Consider the following 21,671-nt stretch of genomic DNA (forward strand, 5'->3'; position numbering starts at 1 on the left):
CCTTTTGTAATGAGTGATGAAGTAGCTGCTACTTCATGAAGAGGCCTGAGCCCCGCCCTTCCATGGCGTCACGCCAACCACCAAGCCAATGCCCTCGGGCATCCAGGCATTGATACGGACACGCTTCTTTCTGTTTGCCGACCACGCCAGCCTGATAACCACGAGCACGAGCTCTTTCCAGACGGTCCCGCTTCTGTCTCTTCATCATCTACGACCCTCTTCGTGGAACAAAAAAAGCGACCAATTCTGCATCGGTCGCTTTCATCTTTACTCCTGCGAGCGCACTCGGTCAAACAAAAACTTCCACCCTAACCGGGCTATGTGACACAAGGCACTGAACTGGATTAAGTTTTAATTACAGGGAACTTACTCCTGATTTTTGAGTCCTTCCAGCTCTTCCCAGCGAGCAAATGCCTGCTCCAGCGCGGCTTCAGCGGCATTGAGCGCATCCAGTTTCGGCTGGGTTTTATCTGCCGGCAGCGAGAAGAACCCTGGCTGGTTGATCTCGCTTTGCAGCGCATCCAGCTCGGCTTCCAGGTGCTCAAGACGAGCAGGCAACCCTTCCAGTTCAAGCTGCAGCTTGTAGGAGAGCTTCTTGCTTTTCTTCGGCGCTTCTGGCGCGGCGGCAACGACCGGCTCGGGCGCCTTGACCGGTGCACTCCTGGCCTGTTGCTGGGCATTCTGCTGTTCGCGGGTCGCCATCATGTCGGCGTAACCGCCCACGTAATCGCTGATGCGGCCATCCCCTTCAAACAGCCAGCAGCCGGTCACTGTGTTGTCGATGAAGCGACGATCGTGACTGACCAGCAGCAGGGTGCCGGGGTAGTCGGAAAGCAGCTCTTCCAGCAGCTCCAGAGTCTCGACGTCGAGGTCGTTGGTCGGTTCATCGAGGATCAGCAGGTTGCTCGGCTTGAGGAACAGCTTGGCCAGCAGCAGCCGGTTCTTCTCGCCACCAGAGAGCGCCTTGACCGGCGTACGGGCCCGCTTGGGCTCGAACAGGAAGTCCTGCAGGTAACCGAGGATATGACGGGAGCGACCACGCACCATCACCTCCTGCTTACCCTCCCCCACGTTGTCCACCACGGTCTGCTCGGGATCGAGCTGCTCGCGGTACTGATCGAAGTAGGCCACCTCCAGATTGGTGCCCCCCTTGACGGTGCCACGGGTCGGCTCAAGCTGCCCCAGCAACAGCTTGATCAGGGTCGATTTGCCGCAGCCATTGGGGCCGACCAGCGCAATCTTGTCGCCACGCAGCACTTGCAGATCGAGCCCCTTGAACAAGGTGCGATCGCCAAAATCCAGCCCCAGCCCTTCGGTCTCGAACACCAGCTTGCCGGAGCGATTGACCTCGTCCAGTTGCAGCTTGGCCTTGCCCTGCAGCTCGCGGCGCTGGGAACGCTCCATCCGCATCGCCTCAAGGGCGCGCACCCGACCTTCGTTACGGGTACGGCGAGCCTTGATACCCTGACGCACCCACACCTCTTCCTGGGCCAGTTTGCGGTCGAACTCGGCATTTTTCAGCTCTTCGACCCTCAGCCACTCCTCTTTCCCCTGCAGATACTCGTCGTAGTTGCCCGGCCAGGAGGTGATGGCGCCGCGATCCAGATCGATGATCCGGGTGGCCAGCTTGTGGATGAACTCCCGATCGTGAGAGATAAAGACGATGGCGCCGCGAAAATCCTTGAGGAAATCTTCCAGCCAGTTGATGGCTTCGATATCCAGGTGGTTGGTCGGCTCATCGAGCAGCAACAAGTCGGGATCGCAAGCCAGCGCACGGGCCAGCGCCACTTTGCGCAGCCAGCCACCGGAGAGGCTATCGAGGGTCACGTCAGGATCCAGCCCCAGCAGGGTCAACACCTGACTGATACGGGTCTCGAACTGCCAGCCGTTCTGATAGTCGAGCTGCTCTTGCAACTCGCTCATCTTGCGAATGTTGGCGTCTGACGGATCGCTCGCCAGCTCCATGGAGATGTGGTGGTACTGCTTGAGCAGCTCCCCTACCCCGGCCAGTCCTTCGGCGGCATAGTCAAACACCGTCAGCTCGCTGGAGGCCGGTGGATCCTGCTCAAGGCGGGTTACTTTCAAATCTTGTTGCAGCACCAGGCGGCCGTCGTCCAGCGGCAATTCACTGGCAATGACCTTCATCAGGGTGGACTTGCCCGCCCCGTTGCGGCCAACCAGACAGAGGCGCTCGCCCCGCTCGATGGTCAGTTCGGCATTGTCTAGCAGCGGGAAATCACTGAACGACAGACATGCGCCGTGCAATGTTAAAAGAGCCATGTGTGTTCCTTATTTCATATGAAAAAAACGGGCAGCAGACTGGGTCTGCCCCCGTTTTATCGTCAAATCACTCTCACCCCTGACGGGCGGCCCAGCTTTTGAGCTCGACCAGTGTGAAGGGCCAACCGAGCTCGCGGCCTGCTTCGTCACGCAGCACCGGAATGCGCACCCGATAGGCGGCAAGCCACTGCTCATCATCCATGATGTCGCACTGGCGGGTGGTAGCGGCAAGGCCTGCCTCCTCCACCAGCACCCACGCCTGCTCGCACAGGTGGCAACCGTCGGTATGAAACAGGGTCAGCATCACGCCTCGCCTTGCTCCGGTGCATGGGTGATGATCCAGCAGTTGTGGATGTGCTGGTTGCGCTCGAAATCCTTAGGTCGCGTCTTCTGGGTGATGTTCTGGGCCTTGAGACCAGTGGCCTCGAGACCGGCCAGATCCATCTTGAAGTGACGCTTGTTGTTGGAGAAGACCAGAGTGCCGTCCGCCGCCAGCAGGCGCTTCAGGTGCTGCATCAGCAACAGGTGATCGCGCTGTACGTCGAAGCTCTCGTCCATCCGCTTGGAGTTGGAGAAGGTGGGCGGATCGATGAAGATGAGGTCGTACTGCTCATCGGCTTCAGACAACCACTTCAGGCAATCTGCCTGGACAAACTTGTGCTGACGGCCCACCAGCGAGTTGAGACGCATGTTGTCCTGCGCCCAGTTCAGATAGGTGTGGGACATGTCCACCGTGGTGGTCTCGCTGGCACCGCCAAGACCTGCGTGCACGGTGGCACTGCCGGTATAGGCAAACAGGTTCAGGAAGCGCTTTCCCTTGGCCATCTGACCCAGCATGCGGCGAGTCTGACGATGGTCAAGGAACAGGCCGGTATCCAGATAGTCATAGAGGTTGACCCACAGACGGGCACCGTACTCCTGCACTTCCATCCGGTGCTGCTCTTCGGATAGCTTCTGGTACTGCTGCTTGCCCTCCTGACGCTCACGCACCTTCAGGATCACCTTCTCGCCGTCCATGCCGGTCACCTTGATGGCGGCCTGAACCATGTCGAGCAGACGCTGACGGGTCTTCTGAGCGGGGATGTCTTTGGGCGCGGCATACTCCTGCACCACCAGATAGTCCTGATAGCGGTCGATGGCAGCGTTGTATTCCGGCAAGTCGGCATCGTAGAGGCGATAGCAATCGATGCCCTCTTTGTTGGCCCACTTCTCGAGGGTTTTCAGATTCTTGCGCAGACGGTTGGCAAAGTCCTGCGCCACCTCTTTTTGGGAAGCCACGGAGTCCAGTGCGATCTGGTAGTTACGCAGCTGACACTCGAGGGCGCCGTTGAACAGGCGATATTGCTTGTCGGCGCGCAGGCGCAGACAGCTGAGCAGCTCGGGGGATGCGGAAAGAATGGAGACTTTCCAACCCTGGAAGCTGCGACGCAGAGCATCGCCAAGGGCCTGATGCACTTCCAGCAGCGCCGGGAACTCGCCAAGACGCTCGCCGTAAGGCGGGTTGGAGATCAGCATACCGACTTGGCGAGCCTCCCCTTCCACAGTCGGCATCGGCAGTGGGTTTTCCAGCTTGGTGACATCGGCCTGCTTGAAGGTGATGAGGTGGGCCACACCGGCCGCTTTGGCGTTGTCGCGAGCTTTGAGCAGCACGCGCTGGTCGGCATCACAGCCAAACAGCTTCACTTCACAACGCTGCATACCGCGTTTGGCGCGCACTTGCGCTTCCATCATCAGGCTCTGCCACAGCTCACTATCGTGCTGCAGCCAGCGATCGAAACCGAAGCGCTCGCGGCGCAGCGCCGGCGCCATGTCGGCGGCGATAAAGGCCGCTTCAATCAGCAAGGTACCGGAACCGCACATCGGGTCCATCATGGGCTCACCGGCCCAGCCGCTACGGGCAATCATGGCGCAGGCCAGGTTCTCTTTGAGGGGCGCCTCACCGGTGCCCTGACGATAGAAACGCTGGTGCAGCGCCGGGCCTGACAAGTCCAGCGTGATATTGGCCTTGCCTTTGCCCAGGTGCGCCATGATGCGAATATCCGGCGACTTTTTGTCCACGTCCGGACGCACGTGACCGCGCTTGGTGAAGCGGTCGACGATGGCATCCTTGATTTTCAGCGCGCCATATTGGGTATTGCGAATGGCAGGGTTGGTACCGGTAAAGTCCACCGCGATGGTAGAGGTACCGGAGAAGTGCTCTTCCCAGGGGATGGTGTGGGCGCCCAGATAGAGATCCAGATCGTCGTTCATCTGGAATTCGGAGAGCACCAGCACGATACGGGAGGCAAAACGGCTCCACAGGCAGGCCTTGTAGCCAATCGCCAGTTCGCCTTTGAAATGGACGCCAGCCACGGTCTCACGGACCTGCTCTGCGCCAAGATTGGTCAGCTCGTCGGCCAACAGGTTTTCCAGCCCCTTGGGGCAGGTTGCAAAAAATTCTTTCATCACGCTCACGGGGAACCCATAAAAATAGTGCCGCATTATACCTCATCAGGCGGGCTGGAGCATGCAAAAGTCGGCGCAAACAGCAGGATGGAAACAGATTGATAGGTGGCGAAAAGGTAAAAGGCCCCATGACTACCCGATGGCGAGATCATGGGGCCAGACATCATTTAGCGGATCACTTCATACGAGCCTTGAAACGGGGATTGCTTTTGCAAATCACGAACAATTTGCCCCGACGGCGCACCAACTGACAATCGGGATGACGCGCCCGTGCGGATTTGAGTGAACAGACGACCTGCATTCAGGACTCCTTCTTGCTTGAAAATGCGCCAAAGCGCTTGTTGAAACGGGCCACACTCCCCTCGCTCGATACCTGCTTCTGCTTGCCGGTATAGAACGAGTGCGACTGGCTGGAAACATCGAGCGATACGTAGGGATACTCCTTCCCATCTTGCCACGTATAGCGGCGATCGCTCTTGATGGTTGAACCTACCAGGAAAAAGGCATCTGCCGCCGTGTCATGGAACAGCACCAAACGATAATCAGGATGAATATGAGGCTTCATAGCAACTCCATTTTGTTATGTTATAACAAAATGTAAGTGAGAATAGCTCTCGTTTCAAGCATAAAATGTCGTATGTAGAAAATCGCAGCAGTGAGTGATGTGTTGATAGCGAGGTGAAGGCACTACGCAAGCAGAACGAAACTAGAGGGAGGCACCATGCTTACAGCACGGAATACCAAGATACTGCGTGGTGCAAGTGGATGTAACAAGCCTCAAGAGAGGCTGGATCACAACTATGAAGATCAATCAGAATGGGCAAGATGTTCGCGGATCAATGAAGTATCAGAAACGAGGCACGATTGAGGTGACAACAGTAAAAACAGGCAGCGGTGTAATCACAGAGATAAAACGATTGATGAAAATATATCAACTAACCTGACGATATTGCTCGGTCACGGTAATACGCGGTTTCATCCGGTTATTCATCACCTTGATCACCCCGAAACGCGGCAAAGCTTTACTGGTGGTCAATACCAGATCGGCAGTGAGGTTCAAACAGACGCTGGCCTGCTCCCCTGCCTCAATGACCATAAATTCGCCGTTACCATGGGGTGTATTCATCAGGACCAGATCACCGTTTTGCGGGCTCACTTGCGGATGTTGTTCACTAAAAAACCAGCTTTGCGGCATCAGGGGTTTATAAAAACGACTGACCGCGATGGCATTAAGCACCAACTGAACCTGATGCGGAATACTCCACTCAAGTTCGGCTGCTTTATCCATCAACTGATAATAGAGGGCGGCATCATCGACACAAAAAGGCTGGGTCGCAAACGAGCTGGGCACCAATTGTCGCCCTTTATACTCGGTCGCAAATAACATTTTATCAGACAGGTCCAACATCAGACGGTCACTCTGGGCATCGTAGTGCCATTGCCAGCTATCGGTCGGTTGGATAAACATGTTGGAGCCCTTACTTGATAATTACCAGTTGACTTTATTCCATATGCAGGAAATCAGCAACGTCAAATAAAGGGCTCCGCCATCTATTTCTTAAATATTGGTCACAATCTCTTTGACCAGCCCCGGCCCTTTATAAATAAAGCCGCTATAAATTTGTACCAGACTGGCACCGGCGGCCAATTTTTCACGGGCGGCCATGGCACTATCAATACCACCCACCCCGATAATTGGCAGAGCACCATTGAGCGCCTTGGCCAGATGACGGATCACCTTGGTACTCTTGTGCTGCAGCGGACGACCACTCAGGCCACCCGCTTCACCGGCGTGGGGCATGTCATAAATCATCTCGCGCTCGAGAGTGGTATTGGTGGCGATAACCCCATCAATACCATTTCGTACCAGCGAAGCGGCCACCTGATCTATTTCTTCAAGGCTTAAATCCGGGGCAATTTTAACCGCCAGCGGCACATACTTTTTATATTGAGCGGCCAGCTCTTGCTGACGCACCTTGAGGGCGGCCAGCAATTCATCCAGCGCCTCGCCATATTGCAGTGAACGCAAACCCGGGGTGTTGGGGGAAGAGATATTGACGGCAATATAACCGGCATGATCATAAACCTTGTCCATGCAGATCAGGTAATCATCCTTACCCTGTTCGATGGGAGTATCTTTGTTCTTGCCGATATTAATGCCGATGACCCCCTGATATTTGGCCTCTTTTACCTTGGCCACCAGATGATCAACCCCCTTGTTGTTGAATCCCATCCGGTTGATGATCCCCTCTGCCGGAATAACCCGGAACAGGCGGGGCTTGTCATTGCCGCTTTGGGGTCTGGGGGTGACGGTACCGACTTCGATAAAGCCAAATCCCATGGCGCCCAGCGCGTCAATGCACTCACCATCTTTATCCAGACCGGCCGCCAATCCCACCGGATTGGCAAAAGAAAGCCCCATGACAGTGACGGGGCGTTTCGGCAAATTCTGGCGGAAGAAACAATCGAGTGGCGTACCGAGAAGGCGGGGCAAATATTTCATGGAGAGATCGTGAGCCTGTTCCGGATTGAGTTTGAACAGGAAATGCCTGGCGATGGGGTACAACATCTTTGCTCCTTAAAGAAAGCCCCGGCAACTGGCCGGGGCTTTGGGTGTAATGTCGGTGTCATGCCTTAATCTGGCAATTAAAGTGCCCGACAATTCAACTGGAGCAGGTTCAACTCTCGCAAGGCCACCGAGAACTTGGCGAACTCGTGGGTACTGGTGGTCTTGAAGTCGGCCAACATGTGGGTCCAACGGGACAAGAGTTGCTCATGCTCCGAAATCCAGTCGGCCAGTATGGTAGCGCATTCTCCCTGATCTTTGCACCCTTCCAGTACCACAGAAGTGAGACTGCGCTGCTGCCAGTCCAGATCTTCGCGGAAGGAGGCTCGCGCCATCGCCTGCCAGTGGTTGCCGACCGGCTGATGGTTGATCTGGTCGAGGAACCAGTGCAGATCCAGTTTGGCACCGAGGCGATAGTAAACATTGGCGGCACGCAGGATATCGGTCTTGTGCTCGGCGGCAATCTGCGCCAGATCCAGACTGGAGAAGAGGCTGCTCATATGGGCGACCTGACGGGCAATGGCTTCAGGCACCTGTTTCTCCATCCACTTGGCAACAGCCTGACGATGCTCGGCCACTTCGCTCTCATCCATCACCTCGTAAAGGTGCTTCCCTAAGGTCTCGAACGCCGGACGGAAGAAGGCGATGTTCTCGCTGATGCTCCAGCTGCGATTGCGGGCGCGCAGGAACCAGCGGGTGGCACGGCGCACGATGCGGCGGCTGTAGAACATCAGCTCGAGCTGAGTCTGGGCATCCACCAGGTTGTCGCACCCTTCGATATCGCGCCACAGCTGGTTCATGCCAAACACTTCGCGGGCCATGGCAAAGCAGCAGGCCACTTCCGCCACCGAGGCTCCGGTCTCGTCCTTCATCCGGCTGGCGAAGTTGAGCCCCATGTCATTGACCAACATGTTGGCCACCCGGGTAGCGATGATCTCGCCGCGTAGCGGGTGATCGGCCAGCTGTGCACCAAACTGCTGCTGCACCTTGGCCGGGAAGCTGGTGACCAGCATGTTAGCGAGGAAGGGCTCGTCGGTCACTTCCGGGCAGTTGAGCTGCTCTTTCAGCACCATCTTGCCGTAAGCCACCAGCACTGCCAGTTCGGGGCGGGTCAGTCCCTGCCCTGCCGCCATCCGCTCGGAAAGCTCCTCATCGGATGGCAGGAACTCCAACGCACGGTCGAGCTTGCCTTCCCGCTCCAGTCCCTGAATAAAGCGCTGCTGCTCTTTGAGTTGTTCAGAGCCGCGGAAGCTGGTGACCGAGATAGACTGGGACTGGCGATAGGCGTTGGTGATCACGATCTGCGCCACATCGTCGGTCATCTCATAAAGCATCTGGTTGCGCTGCTTGAGTGTCAGATCCCCTGCCGCCACCAATTGGTTGAGCAGGATCTTGATGTTCACCTCGTTATCAGAGCAATCCACCCCGCCCACGTTGTCGGTAAAATCGGTGTTGATGCGACCGCCCTGACTGGCGTACTCCACCCGACCGAGCTGGGTAAAGCCGAGGTTGCCCCCCTCGCCCACGATACGGGCCCGCAGATCGCGACCATTGACTCGCAATGCGTCGTTGCTGCGATCCCCAACTTCCCCATCGCTCTCACGGGCGCTTTTCACATAGGTGCCGATGCCGCCGTTCCACAGCAGATCAACATTGAGGCAAAGCAGCGCCTTGATCAGCTCGTTCGGCGCCATGCTGGCCTTGTCAGTGCCAAGCAGGGTCTGCATCTCGGGGCTCAACTTGATGGACTTGGCCGAGCGCAGGAAGATGCCGCCCCCTTGTGATATCAGCTCGCGGTTGTAGTCATCCCAGCTGGAACCCGGCAAATCGAACAGACGCTGGCGCTCGACAAAGCTCTTGGCCGCATCCGGAGTAGGGTCAACGAAGATGTGCATGTGGTTGAACGCACCCACCAGCCGAGTGTGCTCGGAGAGCAGCATGCCGTTGCCGAACACGTCGCCGGCCATGTCCCCAATCCCCACGCAAGTGAAGTCGGTGGTCTGGCAGTTGACGCCAATTTCACGAAAATGCCGTTTGACCGACTCCCAGGCGCCGCGGGCGGTGATGCCCATCTTCTTGTGGTCGTAACCGACCGAGCCGCCGGAGGCGAATGCATCACCGAGCCAGTGACCGTATTCGAGGCTGATCTCGTTGGCGATGTCGGAGAAGGTGGCTGTGCCCTTGTCGGCTGCGACCACCAGGTAGTAGTCATCCTCATCGTGACGCACCACGGATTTGGGCGGGATCACCTCGCCGCCGATGATGTTGTCGGTCACATCGAGCAGGCCACGAATAAACAGGCGATAACAGGCCTTACCCTCCTCCTGGATGACGGCACGGGGCGCCCCCACCGGCATCTGTTTGCAGTAGAAACCGCCCTTGGCCCCCACTGGCACAATGACGGTGTTCTTGACCTGCTGGGCTTTCACCAAGCCCAATACCTCGGTGCGGAAGTCCTCTTTTCGATCGGACCAGCGCAAGCCACCACGGGCCACCTTGCCCCAACGCAGATGCACCCCTTCCACCCGCGGTGAGTAGACAAAGATTTCGAACTTGGGCAGCGGCAGCGGCATGTCGGTGATGCTGGACGGCGCCAGCTTGAAGGAGATGTAGGGCTTGATGTTGCCCGCCTTGTCCAACTGGTAGTAGTTGGTGCGCAGGGTAGCGTCGATCATCTCCACATAGCGACGAATGATCCGATCGTCATCCAGGTTGGCCACCTGATCCAGCTTGGCGGCAAGCTCCTCGTGCAGCTTGGCCTGCACCTTGGCATCTTGCTTGCCGGCAGGATCGAGGCGCTGTTCGAACAGGGTAAACAGCAGTTGGGCAATATCCGGGTAGCGGGTCAGGGTCTCTTCGATATAGGACTGGCTGAAGGAGACGCCGGTCTGGCGCATGTATTTGGCATAGGCGCGCAGCACCGACACCTGACGGCCGGTAAGTCCCGCCCCCAATACCAGCCGGTTGAAGCCGTCATCTTCCAGCTGCTTGTTCCAGATGGCGGCAAACGCCTGCTGGAAGCGCTGCTGGCTCTGGGCCAGATCAAAGGGCTGCTCGCCGTGCAGCAACATGGAGAAGTCGAGGATCCAGAACAGATCGCCAGCCGGAGTGCGTACCTGATACGGGGTCTCGCCGATCACCCGCAGCCCCATGTTCTCCAGCATCGGCAGCACATCGGAGAGGTGAATGGGCTCGGTGCGATGGAACAGCTTGAGCCGTACCCGACGGTCGTTCTCCTCCTCCTGCGCGCGATAGAACAGCATGCCCAGCGGCTCGGCTTCGCTCAGGTTATCGAGCGCCATAATATCGGCCACGGCAGAGCCAGGCAGCACATCCTCCTTGTAAGCGCGGGGGAATGCAGTACTGAAACGGCGGCGCAGCTCGTTGCCACGAGCCTCGCCATAGTGGGAAAGCAGCACGGAGTCGAGTCTGTCGTCCCAGCTGCGGGCCGCTTCAATCAGGTTGTTCTGTACTTCGTTCACATCCACATCCACGTTGTTGTTGTTGACCCGCACTATGTAGTGGGTCCGCGCCAGCACGCCTTCGGTGAAGTAGACGTTGAACTCCACCTCTTCATTGCTGCCAAAATATTTCTGCAAAATTTGCTGGGTCTTGATCCGCAGCGCCGTGTTGTAGCGCTCCTTGGTGACATAGACCATGCAGGAGAAGAAGCGACCATAGACATCGCGGCGCACGAACAGTCGCAGCATGTCCCGCTCCTGCATCTCCAGCACCCCAAGACCGGTGGCCAGCAGCTCCTCTTCACGAGCCTGGATCAACTCATCGCGGGGATAGGTTTCCAATACGTTCAGCAGCGCCTTGTAGGCGTGGGAGCCCTTCTCGTGACCGGAGGCGGCCATGATGCGTTCGAGACGATGGCTGATGAGCGGGATCTGGGTCGCGCTGGTGTTGTAGATGGAAGAGGCGTAGAGGCCGATGAAGCGATCTTCCCCGATCACCTTGCCATGCTCGTCAAAGCGCTTGATGCCGATGTAATCCACATAAGCCGGACGGTGCACCCGGGACTTGCTGTTGGATTTGGTGAGGATCAGCAGGTCAGAACTCAGAGCGGCGTGACGGGCGCTGGCCGGCATATTGCCAAGGCGCTGACCCACCTCCTTGATGGAGTTTTTCATCAGCCCAAGGCTGGAGCTCGCCTGCGGCAGGATCTCGTGATCCCCCTCCACTGCCTTGACGTCGTAACGGCGATACCCCATCAGGGTGAAGTTGTGGGCAGCCACCCATTTGAGGAAGGCAACGCAGGAGGCCACCTCCTCCTTGCTGACCGGGTGCTTGCGCTTGGGCAGTTCGTCAATGATCTCATTGAGCTTGGCCAGCATGGGCTGCCAGTCGCCCACTGCCAGCGCCACTTCACCAGCCACCGAGTTGAGCTCGGCAGCCAGCGCGGCCATCTGCTCCTCGCTGGTGAGGTGATCGATCTCGATAAGGAAGGCCGTTTCAACCGAGGTCTGCCCATCGGTGTTGTCGAGCGCCAGAATGGCGTCAATCTTGCCATCCGCTCCACGAATGAGGTGCAGCGGTTGGTGCAGCATCATGTGGGCGGTGATATTGAGTCGCTTGAGCGCCATCCGGATGGAGTCCACCAGGAAGGGGGAGTCCTGCAGGATCACCTCGACGATGGTATGGGGCGATTGCCAGCCGTGACGGGTCAGTTCGGGATTGTAGACCCGGATGTAGGGATCGGTACCGCTGCGCTGATTGAGGGCATTCCACAGGCTCAGGGCCGCGCCATAGAGATCGCTGTCATTGCGATCGTGCAGGTCGGAGCTCGCCATGTTGCCGTAGAACTTGGCAACGAAGCGCTCGACCAGAGAGGCACTGTTTTTGGGCAACTTCTGATGGATCAGACTGAGAACGTTTTCGAGCAGAACTGAGGTAGGGGCGTCTTTCAATGCCATTTTTATATTCCTTATCGGACGACATTAACCACCGACGCAGAGGCAACCACCCTGGTTACCCGCTGGTGCAGAGTTGTTGCGAAGTGTAATGGCTTGGCTAAGGGAAGGCGAGGAAAGGTGCTAACGAGATGTTAAAAACAAGGTGCAGATCACGGCTTAAACTGTGAGAAATTTTGCAAATAACCAAAAATACAGAAATTCCCACTACCTTTGTGCCAGTTTACCGGATAGATAGTGACGCAAAGCAGATAAACAGTCGGTAATCTGTTCGATTTTTGTTAATTTATGCGTTCGAGACTGATAAAGCGGTAATCGTCCTGGGTTTTCAGCCGAAAATAGCCATGCACACCATTGATGGCGACAAAGGGTCGTATTTTTTCTATGCCAAGCTCCAGGGTCAACCCCTGTTCGCTGCGCACCACCAGCCGTCTGGCATGGCCCTGATACATCAGCATCACCTCGTCACTGCTCAATGAGAGCCGAAAAGTAAACTGCTTCACGCTTGCTCCTGATCACACAACAAATCACACAATAGGGGCAGGCGCATTCACGCCCCTGCCCCGTCGACACTTACTGCTGCAGCGCCTTGCTGACCTTCTCGAACAGATCCCGTGCCAGCCCCTCAAGGTTGGCAAGGCGGGTCAACTCGGCGCGGATCAGGGCCTTGCGCGCCTCATCCAGTCGCTTGAACTGGATAAGCGGAGTGATGAGGCGGGAGGCCACCTGCGGATTGACCTCGTTGAGCTCGATCAGCAGATCGGTCAGGAAACGGTAACCGCTGCCATCCACCGCATGGAACTGCACCTGATTGCTCATGGCGAAGCTGCCGATCAGCGCCCGCAGCCGGTTCGGATTGCGAATGCTGAAAGTGGGGTGATTCATCGCCTGTTTCACTTCGCTAAGCACATCGGCAGCCGGTTTGCTGCCAATCAGCCGCAGCCAGTTGTCCAGCACCAGTCCATCCTTGGCCCACTTGCCTTCAAAATCGGCCAGCAGCGCGGCACGGCATGGCAACAGATAGCAGTTGGCCACCTGCAGCGCCGCCAGGGTATCGGTCATGTTGTCGGCAGTTGCATACTGCTCGCGCACCAGCGCGTCGGCATGCTCTGCATCCAGCGCAGCCAGATAGCCGAGCACTACCCCTTTGAGGGCCCGCTTGGCCATGTCGGCATGCACCACCTGATAACCATTCAGACGCAGACTCTGATAGGTCGCCGCCAAGCGCGCGCCAAAGGCCTCGGCAAGACGGGTGTGGATCGCGTCTCGTACCTGATGGATGGCATCGATATCGGCCACCTCGAACAGCTCGGCCAGGGTCGCTTCACCGGGCAGCGCCAGGATCTCCGCCTTGAGGGCCAAATCGAGATCGCTGTCGTCCAGAATGGCGACGAAGGCGGCCAACAGGGTTTGGGAGAGCTCAACCCCCTGCCCATGCTGGACCCGTGCCACCCCGTCGATGACCGCCTTGTTGATCAGCATCTGGGCCGCATCCCAGCGGGCAAACTCGTTGCGGGCAAAGCGCATCAGGAAGGCGAGCGCTTCGTCGCTGTAGTCATAGTGCAGCTTGACCGGCGCGGAAAAGTCCCGCAGCAGGGAGGGAACCGGCTTGACCGGCACCCGATCGAATACGAAGGTCTGCTCCGCTTCCAGCACATCGAGCACGTTGCCGATGGCCTTGCCCCGATACTGCAGCGCAATGACAGCACCCTGCTCGTCATAAAGCTCGATGTCGAGAGGGATATGCAGCGGCAGCTTTTGCGGTTGATCCTGAGTCGGCGGGGTATGCTGGCTCACATGAAGGCGATAGATACCGCTGGCGGCATCATACTCGTCGGTCACGGTCAGCTCGGGGGTGCCGGACTGACTGTACCAGCGGCGGAAACGGCCAAGATCGACACCGGACGCATCCTCCATCGCCTGCACGAAATCATCGCAGGTGGCGGCCGAGCCGTCGTGACGCTCGAAGTAGAGGCGCATACCGGCCTGGAAGGCCTCTTCACCTAGCAGGGTGTGCATCATGCGGATCACTTCCGACCCCTTCTCATAGACGGTCAGGGTGTAGAAGTTGTTCATCTCGATCACCACATCCGGGCGGATCGGATGCGCCATGGGGCCGGCATCTTCGGCAAACTGCGGGCCGCGCACGGTACGCACGTTGTTAATGCGGTTGACGCCGCGGGAGCCCAGATCGGAGGAGAACTCCTGATCCCGGAATACCGTCAGCCCCTCTTTCAGGCTGAGCTGGAACCAGTCGCGGCAGGTGACGCGGTTGCCGGTCCAGTTGTGGAAATATTCGTGACCGATCACCCGTTCGATACCGTGGTAGTCGCTGTCAGTAGCGGTGGCAGGATTGGCCAGCACGAATTTGGAGTTGAAGATGTTTAGCCCCTTGTTCTCCATGGCGCCCATGTTGAAGAAGTCCACCGCGACGATCATGTAGATGTCGAGATCGTACTCGAGGCCGAAACGCTGCTCGTCCCAGCGCATGGAGTTGATGAGGCTCTCCATGGCAAAACCGGCGCGATCGAGGTTGCCCTTGTCGACGAAGATCTCGAGGGCCACTTTGCGGCCGCTCTTGGTGGTGTAGTGGCTGCGCTCCACATCGAAATCACCGGCCACCAGTGCAAACAGGTAGCTCGGTTTGGGGAAAGGATCCTGCCACTGCACGAAGTGACGGCTGCCATCCAGATCACCGCTGTCGACCTTGTTGCCATTGGATAGCAGGAAGGGATATTTGGCTTTGTCGGCGGTAATGCGGGTGCTGTAGCGCGCCAGAATGTCGGGGCGATCCAGATAATAGGTAATGCGACGAAAGCCCTCAGCTTCACACTGGGTGCAGTAGGCATCGCCAGACTTGTAAAGCCCTTCGAGTGCGGTGTTGGCGGCCGGATCCAGCAGGGTGACAATGGTCAGCACACATTCGGCCGGCAGGTTGAACAGGGTCAGACTGCTCTCGCCTTGCTCGTAGTGGTCACAGGGAATGCCATCGATGGCAATGCTCTTGAGGGTCAGCTGCTCGCCATCAAGGACCAGCGGCGCATTGTGCTCGCCGTTGCGGCGAATGCGGGTGATGGCAGTGACCTGGGTCAGTGGTTCCTGCAATTGGAAATCGAGGTCGATAGTGTCGATCCAGTAGAGCGGCGCCTGATAATCCTGGCGATATTTGGCCGTCATGGCCTGGGAGTGATCGGTCATTATTGTCTGCTTCCACGCTTGTTAAAGGCGAGAAAGAGGCTGTCACAACCAACTGGCGGGGTCAAACGATTTGCATGACGTCAGATGTGCCAGATAAAAAGAAAGGGCGACCGCAGTCGCCCTTGTGCATGATGGGTTGCCTGTCAGCTGCGTTTGCTGTCCATAGCCAGATCCGCCGTGATATTGGCCGCTTCGATGAGATACTCATCGGGCGCTTCAAAATCAGCGGGCAGTTCGTCCAGGCTCTTGACTGCCGGCTTGCCAAGACGTGCCAAGCGCTCATTGGTACGTTTAAGCGCTTTCTCATCCTGTTTCGCCTGCTCTGCAACACGCTCCGCCTCGTTGAGGGAGACCGACTTCTTGTCTTTCTCCTCCTTGTAGTCAGCGATGTCCTGCATCACATAGGCAAACTCGGGATCCTTGGCGATCCGAGCATCGTGGGCAGCCTGCAACTTGGGCAGCAGACTGGTGAAATTGCCGAGTTTCTCGTAGTTGGCTGAGGCTATCTTGTCCCAAGGCAACGCATTAAACTCGCGGCTTTCGCCCGTCTCTTCCGGCGCAACCGGTGTCGGGAAGCTGATATCCGGCGCAACGCCCTTGTTCTGGGTACTGCCACCATTGATCCGGTAGAACTTGGCGATGGTGTACTGCACGTGACCCAGCGGCTGCTCGTAGAAGTCATAGACCTTGGCGAGGCTGCGATGTTGTTGCACCGTCCCCTTGCCGAACGAGTTTTCCCCCAGGATCAGGGCGCGACCATAATCCTGCATGGCGGCGGCGAAGATCTCGGAGGCAGATGCACTGTATCTGTCGATCAGCACCGACATGGGACCGCCGTAATAGACGTTGCCATCATCGTCACCGTTGACCGTGATACGACCCATATGATCCCGGATCTGAACCACAGGACCGCTGCCAAAGAAGAGACCGCTCAGGGCAGAGGCTTCGGTCAGGGCTCCGCCGCCGTTTCCGCGCAGATCGATGATAAGACCATCGATCTTCTGCTTGTTGAGGCTGGAGAGCTCCTTGATCACATCATCGTGCAGATTGACGTAGAAACTCGGGATCTCGATGACACCGATCTTCTTGCCTTCGGCGGTGATCACCTTGGACTTGGCTGCCCGGTCTTCAAGGCGCACCTTGTCACGGGTCAGCTCGATCTGTTCGGTCTTGGCGGTAGCGCCCTTGCCGCGCTGAATTTCAAGCTTGACCTTGCTCCCCTTGGGTCCCTTGATGAGCTCGACAACGTCATCGAGACGCCAGCCGATCACATCAATAATCTTGCCATCTTCCTGTCCCACCCCGGTGATCTTGTCATCAGGCTTGAGGTGGTTGGATTTGGCAGCAGGACCACCGGGTACCAGGGAGCGGATGACTGTAAAGTCATCTTCCGCCTGCAACACGGCACCAATCCCTTCCAGCGAGAGGTTCATCTCGGTGTTGAAACGATCGGCACTGCGCGGTGAGAGGTAACTGGTGTGGGGTTCGATGGCGCGAGCGAAGGAGTTCATGAAGAGCTGGAAGACATCCTCGCTCTCGGTCTGGGACATCCGCTTGATGGCGTTGTTGTAACGCTTGCCAAGCAGCTCCTTGATCTCGGGCCACTCCTTGCCGCTGAGCTTGAGACTCAGGGCATCGAACTTGACCCGCTGACGCCACAGCTCGTTGAGCTCTGCTTCATCTTTGGGCCAAGCCGCCCCTTCCCGATCAAACACATAGTTGTCGGTCTGGGTAAAATCGAAAGGAGTATCAAGCAGTTTGAGGGCGTATTCGAACCGCTCATAACGCCGCTGCTGACTCAGGTTGAACATCTCGTAGGCGGGAGCCAGACGGCCTCTTTCGAGGTCGGTGTCAAAACCGTTACGGTACTTTTCAAAACGGCTGATATCAGAGGCCAAAAACAGGTTGCGGCTGTAGTCCAGATTCTCCAGATATTTATCGAAAATCACGGAGGAAAAGGCATCGTCCAGCTTGAACTGTTTGTAGTGCGAGCGGGTAAACAGATTGGTAATTCGCTTGCTGGCCGTAGCATGTTGGCTCTCTTGAGCCAACACAGGCAAATCACTCTCCTTGAGCACCGGCTCGATGGCCTGTGCAAGCCCGGCAAGCGCCAGGCTACAGGCAACGAGGGAAAAACGAATTACGCCATGCTTCAACATTTGTCTCCTTAGAGAACCAAGTGCTCTGATTTGACCCGCACCATCATGCCGGTCTGCAGTTGGACCTGTACATCGTCCTTGGTTACTTCCTTGATGGTTGCCGGAACCGGGAATTTACCCATAACGACGCGCACATCCTGGCCCACTTTCAGCGTAGCGGCATCCACTTTAACCAGCGGAGCGTCAGCGACCGGTGCCTTGGCGGTAGCTTTCGGCTTGGCAGCTACATCAGTTTTCTCGGTTTTGCGCACAGCAGGACGACGTGGCTTCTTGACCTTCTCATCCTTCTCTTTGGTATTGGTACGACGGCTGGCGAATACGCGCTCTTTGCTCTCTTTCAGAGCTTGCTTGGCGTGCTCGATGTGCTCTTCGGTCAACAGCTCGCCCGGGTTGCCATCCAGATCGACGCGAGCCTGGCCAGCTTTGAGACCGTGCAGGTAGCGCCAGCTGGAGGTGTATTGACGCAGTGCGGAACGCAGCATGGTCTTGGAGACTCTGGCATCGTCAGCAAGACGCTCGGCCAAATCCTGGAAGATGCCAATCTTGAGCGGCTTGGCCTCTCCTTCAGCAACGAAGCAGGCCGGGAATTTCTCGACCAGGTAGGCAACGATCTCTTTACTGTTCTTCAGCTTCTCAGTGTTTTCCATGTATAACCTTGGCTTTCATATAAACGCACGGGCACGTCCCGAGCACAACAAAGGCCCCATTATAGAGAGCTTGGGGCCTTTTGCGAACCATCTAGCAATGACTTAGAGCATGCTTTCCAAAATTTGCACCGTTTCTTCGAGGCCAATCCGGTCTTCCTGGTCGAAACGGTTAAAAATCGGACTGTCGATATCGAGTACCCCGATGATCTCGCCACCACGGCGCACCGGGATCACGATTTCCGAGTTGCTCGCGCCATCGCAAGCGATGTGACCATCGAACTGGTGGACATCGTCAATGAGCTGGGTTCTCCCCTCTGCCACTGCCGTACCACACACCCCGCGGCCGACCGGGATCCGCACGCAGGCCGGTTTGCCCTGAAATGGCCCCAATACCAGGGTCTCGCCCTGCAACAGATAAAAACCGACCCAGTTGATCTCCGCCAGCTCCTGATTCAGCAGTGCGGAGAGGTTGGCCAGATTGGCAATCAGATCGGTTTCCCCCTCCAGCAGCGCCTTGGCCTGCTGGTTGAGGGTGCGATAAAATGGTTGTTTTTCAATCATGATTAAATGAACTTCACTCCCTGATGGTTTGGGGAAGGTAACGCCTGGCCGGGAAATTTCAAATATTTTTTCCACTCCCCGCTCCTTGCGCCGTTATTCCCGGGCAACGGAAAGCGCCAATTGCTGGCGTTGACCATTACTCCACTCGATATTTAACAACCAGATCATGACGGGTGATGTACAACTCCCCACCTGGGTTACCCCCTGCCACTGTCCGTCTATTTGTTCAAAGTTCACCGGAATGGTGCCCATAAACATATCTTTGCCTTCGAGTGTCGCTTTCACCGGTTTGATGGCCGGATCGCCGCCGCTAATAGCGATGACAAAGTCATATTCAGCGCGCAGCGGTAATTCCTTGATGGCGACCGTCAGCGACTTGTCACCAATCAGCGCGCTGCAAGGGGTGTGGGAAAGATCACAAATCTGATCTTTTGTCTGGTCAGCAGAGACGCTGTTATCGACCGAAAACCAGGTGCGATAGGCCATCAGCGCCAATAACAGCGCCAATACCAGTACGAGGTGCAAAACTTTACGTGCGGTAAGTCTCTCTTTCATCAAAAACAGCCCGATTAAGATGCAATTAAAATAGTTTTTTGTGATCTCGAACAAGGTAAAAAACTGCCATATCGAGACCGGACGGAGCCAAATATATCACTGTTTATACTGTTATTTTACCTGTCACTTCAGTATCATTCCCATGCAGTTTTCATTTAGCCATCTTTTGCTTTTCCTTTCGTTAACAGATGTTAACAACTGGTCGGCGGTGGCTGATGAAGCCAGTCCGGTTCTCCGGATACAAAACCAAACAACAGCAGCATCGGAAGCGGAATATAACGATGAGCCATACAACTAACCATCCTGAGTACAACTACACCGTTGTTCGCCAGTTTACCGTCATGACGATTGTCTGGGGAATTGTCGGCATGTCGGTTGGCGTACTGATCGCAGCCCAGTTGATCTGGCCTGCCCTCAACTTCGAGACCCCGTGGCTGACTTACAGTCGTCTGCGGCCCCTCCATACCAACGCAGTGATCTTCGCCTTCGGCGTCAGTGCACTGATGGCCACCTCCTTCTACGTGGTGCAGCGCACCTGTCAAACCAGACTGTTTGGTGGCCCGCTGGCAACCTTCGTCTTCTGGGGCTGGCAAGCAATCATCCTCTCTGCCGCCATCTCTCTGCCGCTGGGTTACACCTCCGCCAAAGAGTATGCCGAGCTGGAGTGGCCGATTGATATCGCCATCACTGTGGTATGGGTCGCCTATGCCATCGTCTTCTTCGGCACCCTGATGAAACGCACCACCTCCCACATCTATGTGGCGAACTGGTTCTTCGGCGCCTTCATTATCACCGTTGCGGTGCTGCACATTGTCAACAACATGGAAGTGCCCCTCTCCGGCATGAAGTCCTACTCCATGTACTCCGGCGCCATGGACGCCATGGTGCAGTGGTGGTATGGCCACAACGCGGTAGGCTTCCTGCTGACCGCCGGCTTCCTGGGGATGATGTACTACTTCGTGCCCAAGCAGGCGGGTCGTCCGGTTTACTCCTATCGCCTCTCCATCGTCCACTTCTGGGCGCTGATCTCCCTCTATATCTGGGCCGGTCCGCACCACCTGCACTACACCGCACTGCCTGACTGGGCTCAGTCGCTGGGCATGGTGATGTCCCTGATCCTGTTCGTCCCCTCCTGGGGCGGCATGATCAACGGCATCATGACCCTCTCCGGTGCCTGGCACAAACTGCGTTATGACCCCATCCTGCGCTTCCTGATCGTCTCCCTCTCTTTCTACGGCATGTCGACCTTCGAAGGCCCGATGATGGCGATCAAAACCGTCAACGCCCTCTCCCACTACACCGACTGGACCGTTGGTCACGTTCACTCCGGTGCGCTGGGCTGGGTTGCCATGGTCTCCATCGGTGCTGTCTATCACCTGATCCCGAACTTGTTCGGCCAGGGCAGGATGTACAGCGTCAAGCTGATCAACGTTCACTTCTGGCTGGCGACCGTGGGCACCGTGCTCTACATCGTTGCCATGTGGATTTCCGGCGTGATGCAGGGCCTGATGTGGCGTGCAGTCAACGAAGACGGCACCCTGACCTACAGCTTCGTTGAAGCGTTGCAGGCATCCTATCCCTTCTATTTCGTGCGCTTCCTGGGTGGCTGCTTCTTCGTCACCGGCATGTTGCTGATGGCTTACAACGCCTATCGCACCATCACTGCGCCCAAAGGTTCTCTGGAACCTGTCGCCCAGCCAGCATGATTGAAGAGGTCAACCCATGAGCAACAATAACCGTCACGAAATATTTGAAAAAAGCGTTCCCATGCTGGTGGTCGGCATCATCTTCGCCATCAGTCTGGGGGGCCTGGTTGAAATCACTCCGCTGTTCTTCCAAAAGCAAACCACCGAGCCGGTGGAGGGCCTCAAGCCCTACACCGCTCTGCAGATGGAAGGACGCGACATCTTCATTCGCGAAGGCTGCACCAACTGCCACAGCCAGATGATCCGTCCGTTCCGTGCCGAAACCGAGCGTTACGGTCACTACTCGGTCGCCGGTGAGAGCGTCTGGGAGCACCCCTTCCTGTGGGGCTCCAAGCGTACTGGTCCGGACTTGGCCCGTGTCGGTGGCCGGTACTCCGACGAGTGGCACAAGGTTCACCTGATCAACCCGCGCGATGTGGTACCGGAATCCAACATGCCCGCCTACCCTTGGCTTGATACCAATGTGCTGACTGGCGAGATGACCGGCAAAAAACTGGCGCTGTTCCGCGATCACTTCGGTGTGCCCTATACCGACGCAGATATTCAGGGTGCTGGCGAAGCCGTCAAGGGCAAAACCGAGCTGGATGCGCTGGTGGCCTATCTGCAATCACTGGGTCATGCCCTGAAATAAGGAGGCG

Annotated in this window: 17 protein-coding genes; 2 read left to right on the forward strand and 15 right to left on the reverse strand. The window is 56.9% G+C overall.

Going from position 1 to position 21,671, the window contains the following annotated elements:
- Window positions 1-28 precede the first annotated feature (28 nt).
- From rmf to G5332_RS16285, 15 genes are all read right to left on the reverse strand, one after another.
- Window positions 29-208: a ribosome modulation factor gene (gene rmf / locus G5332_RS16215; RefSeq protein WP_005315693.1), complete on the reverse strand. Its 180-nt coding sequence runs from the start codon at window positions 206-208 to the stop codon at window positions 29-31.
- A 158-nt stretch (window positions 209-366) separates the two neighbouring features.
- Window positions 367-2,280: an ABC transporter ATP-binding protein gene (locus G5332_RS16220; protein WP_421311373.1), complete on the reverse strand. Its 1,914-nt coding sequence runs from the start codon at window positions 2,278-2,280 to the stop codon at window positions 367-369.
- Window positions 2,281-2,353: 73 nt separating this feature from the next.
- The gene (locus tag G5332_RS16225) at window positions 2,354-2,584 is read right to left on the reverse strand and encodes a glutaredoxin family protein (protein WP_111901095.1); all 231 of its coding nucleotides are present in this window, start codon (window positions 2,582-2,584) and stop codon (window positions 2,354-2,356) included.
- The gene (rlmKL, locus tag G5332_RS16230) at window positions 2,584-4,761 is read right to left on the reverse strand and encodes a bifunctional 23S rRNA (guanine(2069)-N(7))-methyltransferase RlmK/23S rRNA (guanine(2445)-N(2))-methyltransferase RlmL (RefSeq protein WP_219263899.1); all 2,178 of its coding nucleotides are present in this window, start codon (window positions 4,759-4,761) and stop codon (window positions 2,584-2,586) included. Before rlmKL ends, G5332_RS16225 begins: the two co-directional genes overlap by 1 nt.
- Before the next feature lie 139 nt (window positions 4,762-4,900).
- The gene (gene ykgO, locus G5332_RS16235) at window positions 4,901-5,026 is read right to left on the reverse strand and encodes a type B 50S ribosomal protein L36 (protein WP_005336596.1); all 126 of its coding nucleotides are present in this window, start codon (window positions 5,024-5,026) and stop codon (window positions 4,901-4,903) included.
- A complete protein-coding gene (locus G5332_RS16240) occupies window positions 5,027-5,290 on the reverse strand; it encodes a type B 50S ribosomal protein L31 (protein ID WP_005336598.1) in 264 nt (87 codons plus the stop codon).
- 366 nt (window positions 5,291-5,656) lie between these two features.
- Window positions 5,657-6,193: a cell division protein ZapC gene (locus tag G5332_RS16245; protein WP_421172908.1), complete on the reverse strand. Its 537-nt coding sequence runs from the start codon at window positions 6,191-6,193 to the stop codon at window positions 5,657-5,659.
- 90 nt (window positions 6,194-6,283) lie between these two features.
- Window positions 6,284-7,294: a quinone-dependent dihydroorotate dehydrogenase gene (gene pyrD / locus G5332_RS16250; protein ID WP_421172909.1), complete on the reverse strand. Its 1,011-nt coding sequence runs from the start codon at window positions 7,292-7,294 to the stop codon at window positions 6,284-6,286.
- A 77-nt stretch (window positions 7,295-7,371) separates the two neighbouring features.
- Window positions 7,372-12,210 carry an NAD-glutamate dehydrogenase gene (locus G5332_RS16255; RefSeq protein ID WP_421172910.1) on the reverse strand — a complete coding sequence of 1,613 codons (4,839 nt, stop codon included), beginning with the start codon at window positions 12,208-12,210 and terminating at the stop codon, window positions 7,372-7,374.
- A 278-nt stretch (window positions 12,211-12,488) separates the two neighbouring features.
- Window positions 12,489-12,710, reverse strand: a complete 222-nt coding sequence (locus G5332_RS16260) for a DUF2835 domain-containing protein (RefSeq protein WP_033136823.1) — start codon at window positions 12,708-12,710, stop codon at window positions 12,489-12,491.
- 70 nt (window positions 12,711-12,780) lie between these two features.
- Entirely contained in the window at window positions 12,781-15,405 is a 2,625-nt protein-coding gene (gene pepN, locus G5332_RS16265) for an aminopeptidase N (protein ID WP_421249815.1), read from the reverse strand.
- 143 nt (window positions 15,406-15,548) lie between these two features.
- The gene (gene prc / locus G5332_RS16270) at window positions 15,549-17,564 is read right to left on the reverse strand and encodes a carboxy terminal-processing peptidase (protein ID WP_368151111.1); all 2,016 of its coding nucleotides are present in this window, start codon (window positions 17,562-17,564) and stop codon (window positions 15,549-15,551) included.
- Window positions 17,565-17,572: 8 nt separating this feature from the next.
- Window positions 17,573-18,211: an RNA chaperone ProQ gene (gene proQ, locus G5332_RS16275; protein WP_227342893.1), complete on the reverse strand. Its 639-nt coding sequence runs from the start codon at window positions 18,209-18,211 to the stop codon at window positions 17,573-17,575.
- 102 nt (window positions 18,212-18,313) lie between these two features.
- On the reverse strand, window positions 18,314-18,772 hold the full coding sequence (locus G5332_RS16280; RefSeq protein ID WP_100653748.1) for a GAF domain-containing protein: 459 nt from the start codon (window positions 18,770-18,772) through the stop codon (window positions 18,314-18,316).
- A gap of 93 nt (window positions 18,773-18,865) precedes the next feature.
- Window positions 18,866-19,327 (reverse strand): hypothetical protein, encoded by a 462-nt coding sequence (locus G5332_RS16285; RefSeq protein ID WP_421249814.1) that lies wholly within the window; start codon window positions 19,325-19,327, stop codon window positions 18,866-18,868.
- A 281-nt stretch (window positions 19,328-19,608) separates the two neighbouring features.
- Here G5332_RS16285 and ccoN point away from each other — a divergent pair, with 281 nt between their 5' ends.
- Both ccoN and ccoO read left to right on the forward strand, forming a co-directional pair.
- A complete protein-coding gene (ccoN, locus tag G5332_RS16290; protein ID WP_005336616.1) occupies window positions 19,609-21,033 on the forward strand; it encodes a cytochrome-c oxidase, cbb3-type subunit I in 1,425 nt (474 codons plus the stop codon).
- Window positions 21,034-21,049: 16 nt separating this feature from the next.
- The gene (gene ccoO / locus G5332_RS16295) at window positions 21,050-21,664 is read left to right on the forward strand and encodes a cytochrome-c oxidase, cbb3-type subunit II (RefSeq protein WP_021230095.1); all 615 of its coding nucleotides are present in this window, start codon (window positions 21,050-21,052) and stop codon (window positions 21,662-21,664) included.
- Window positions 21,665-21,671 lie beyond the last annotated feature (7 nt).

The sequence above is a fragment of the Aeromonas sp. 603757 genome, assembly GCF_049171255.1.
GTDB lineage: Bacteria > Pseudomonadota > Gammaproteobacteria > Enterobacterales > Aeromonadaceae > Aeromonas > Aeromonas veronii_A.

Coding starts and splice junctions, on each gene's coding strand:
- rmf (WP_005315693.1), bottom strand. CDS start 208: ATGATGAAGAGACAGAAGCGGGACCGTCTGGAAAGAGCTCGTGCTCGT.
- G5332_RS16220 (WP_421311373.1), bottom strand. CDS start 2,280: ATGGCTCTTTTAACATTGCACGGCGCATGTCTGTCGTTCAGTGATTTC.
- G5332_RS16225 (WP_111901095.1), bottom strand. CDS start 2,584: ATGCTGACCCTGTTTCATACCGACGGTTGCCACCTGTGCGAGCAGGCG.
- rlmKL (WP_219263899.1), bottom strand. CDS start 4,761: ATGCGGCACTATTTTTATGGGTTCCCCGTGAGCGTGATGAAAGAATTT.
- ykgO (WP_005336596.1), bottom strand. CDS start 5,026: ATGCAGGTCGTCTGTTCACTCAAATCCGCACGGGCGCGTCATCCCGAT.
- G5332_RS16240 (WP_005336598.1), bottom strand. CDS start 5,290: ATGAAGCCTCATATTCATCCTGATTATCGTTTGGTGCTGTTCCATGAC.
- G5332_RS16245 (WP_421172908.1), bottom strand. CDS start 6,193: ATGTTTATCCAACCGACCGATAGCTGGCAATGGCACTACGATGCCCAG.
- pyrD (WP_421172909.1), bottom strand. CDS start 7,294: ATGTTGTACCCCATCGCCAGGCATTTCCTGTTCAAACTCAATCCGGAA.
- G5332_RS16255 (WP_421172910.1), bottom strand. CDS start 12,210: ATGGCATTGAAAGACGCCCCTACCTCAGTTCTGCTCGAAAACGTTCTC.
- pepN (WP_421249815.1), bottom strand. CDS start 15,405: ATGACCGATCACTCCCAGGCCATGACGGCCAAATATCGCCAGGATTAT.
- prc (WP_368151111.1), bottom strand. CDS start 17,564: ATGTTGAAGCATGGCGTAATTCGTTTTTCCCTCGTTGCCTGTAGCCTG.
- proQ (WP_227342893.1), bottom strand. CDS start 18,211: ATGGAAAACACTGAGAAGCTGAAGAACAGTAAAGAGATCGTTGCCTAC.
- G5332_RS16280 (WP_100653748.1), bottom strand. CDS start 18,772: ATGATTGAAAAACAACCATTTTATCGCACCCTCAACCAGCAGGCCAAG.
- G5332_RS16285 (WP_421249814.1), bottom strand. CDS start 19,327: ATGAAAGAGAGACTTACCGCACGTAAAGTTTTGCACCTCGTACTGGTA.
- ccoN (WP_005336616.1), top strand. CDS start 19,609: ATGAGCCATACAACTAACCATCCTGAGTACAACTACACCGTTGTTCGC.
- ccoO (WP_021230095.1), top strand. CDS start 21,050: ATGAGCAACAATAACCGTCACGAAATATTTGAAAAAAGCGTTCCCATG.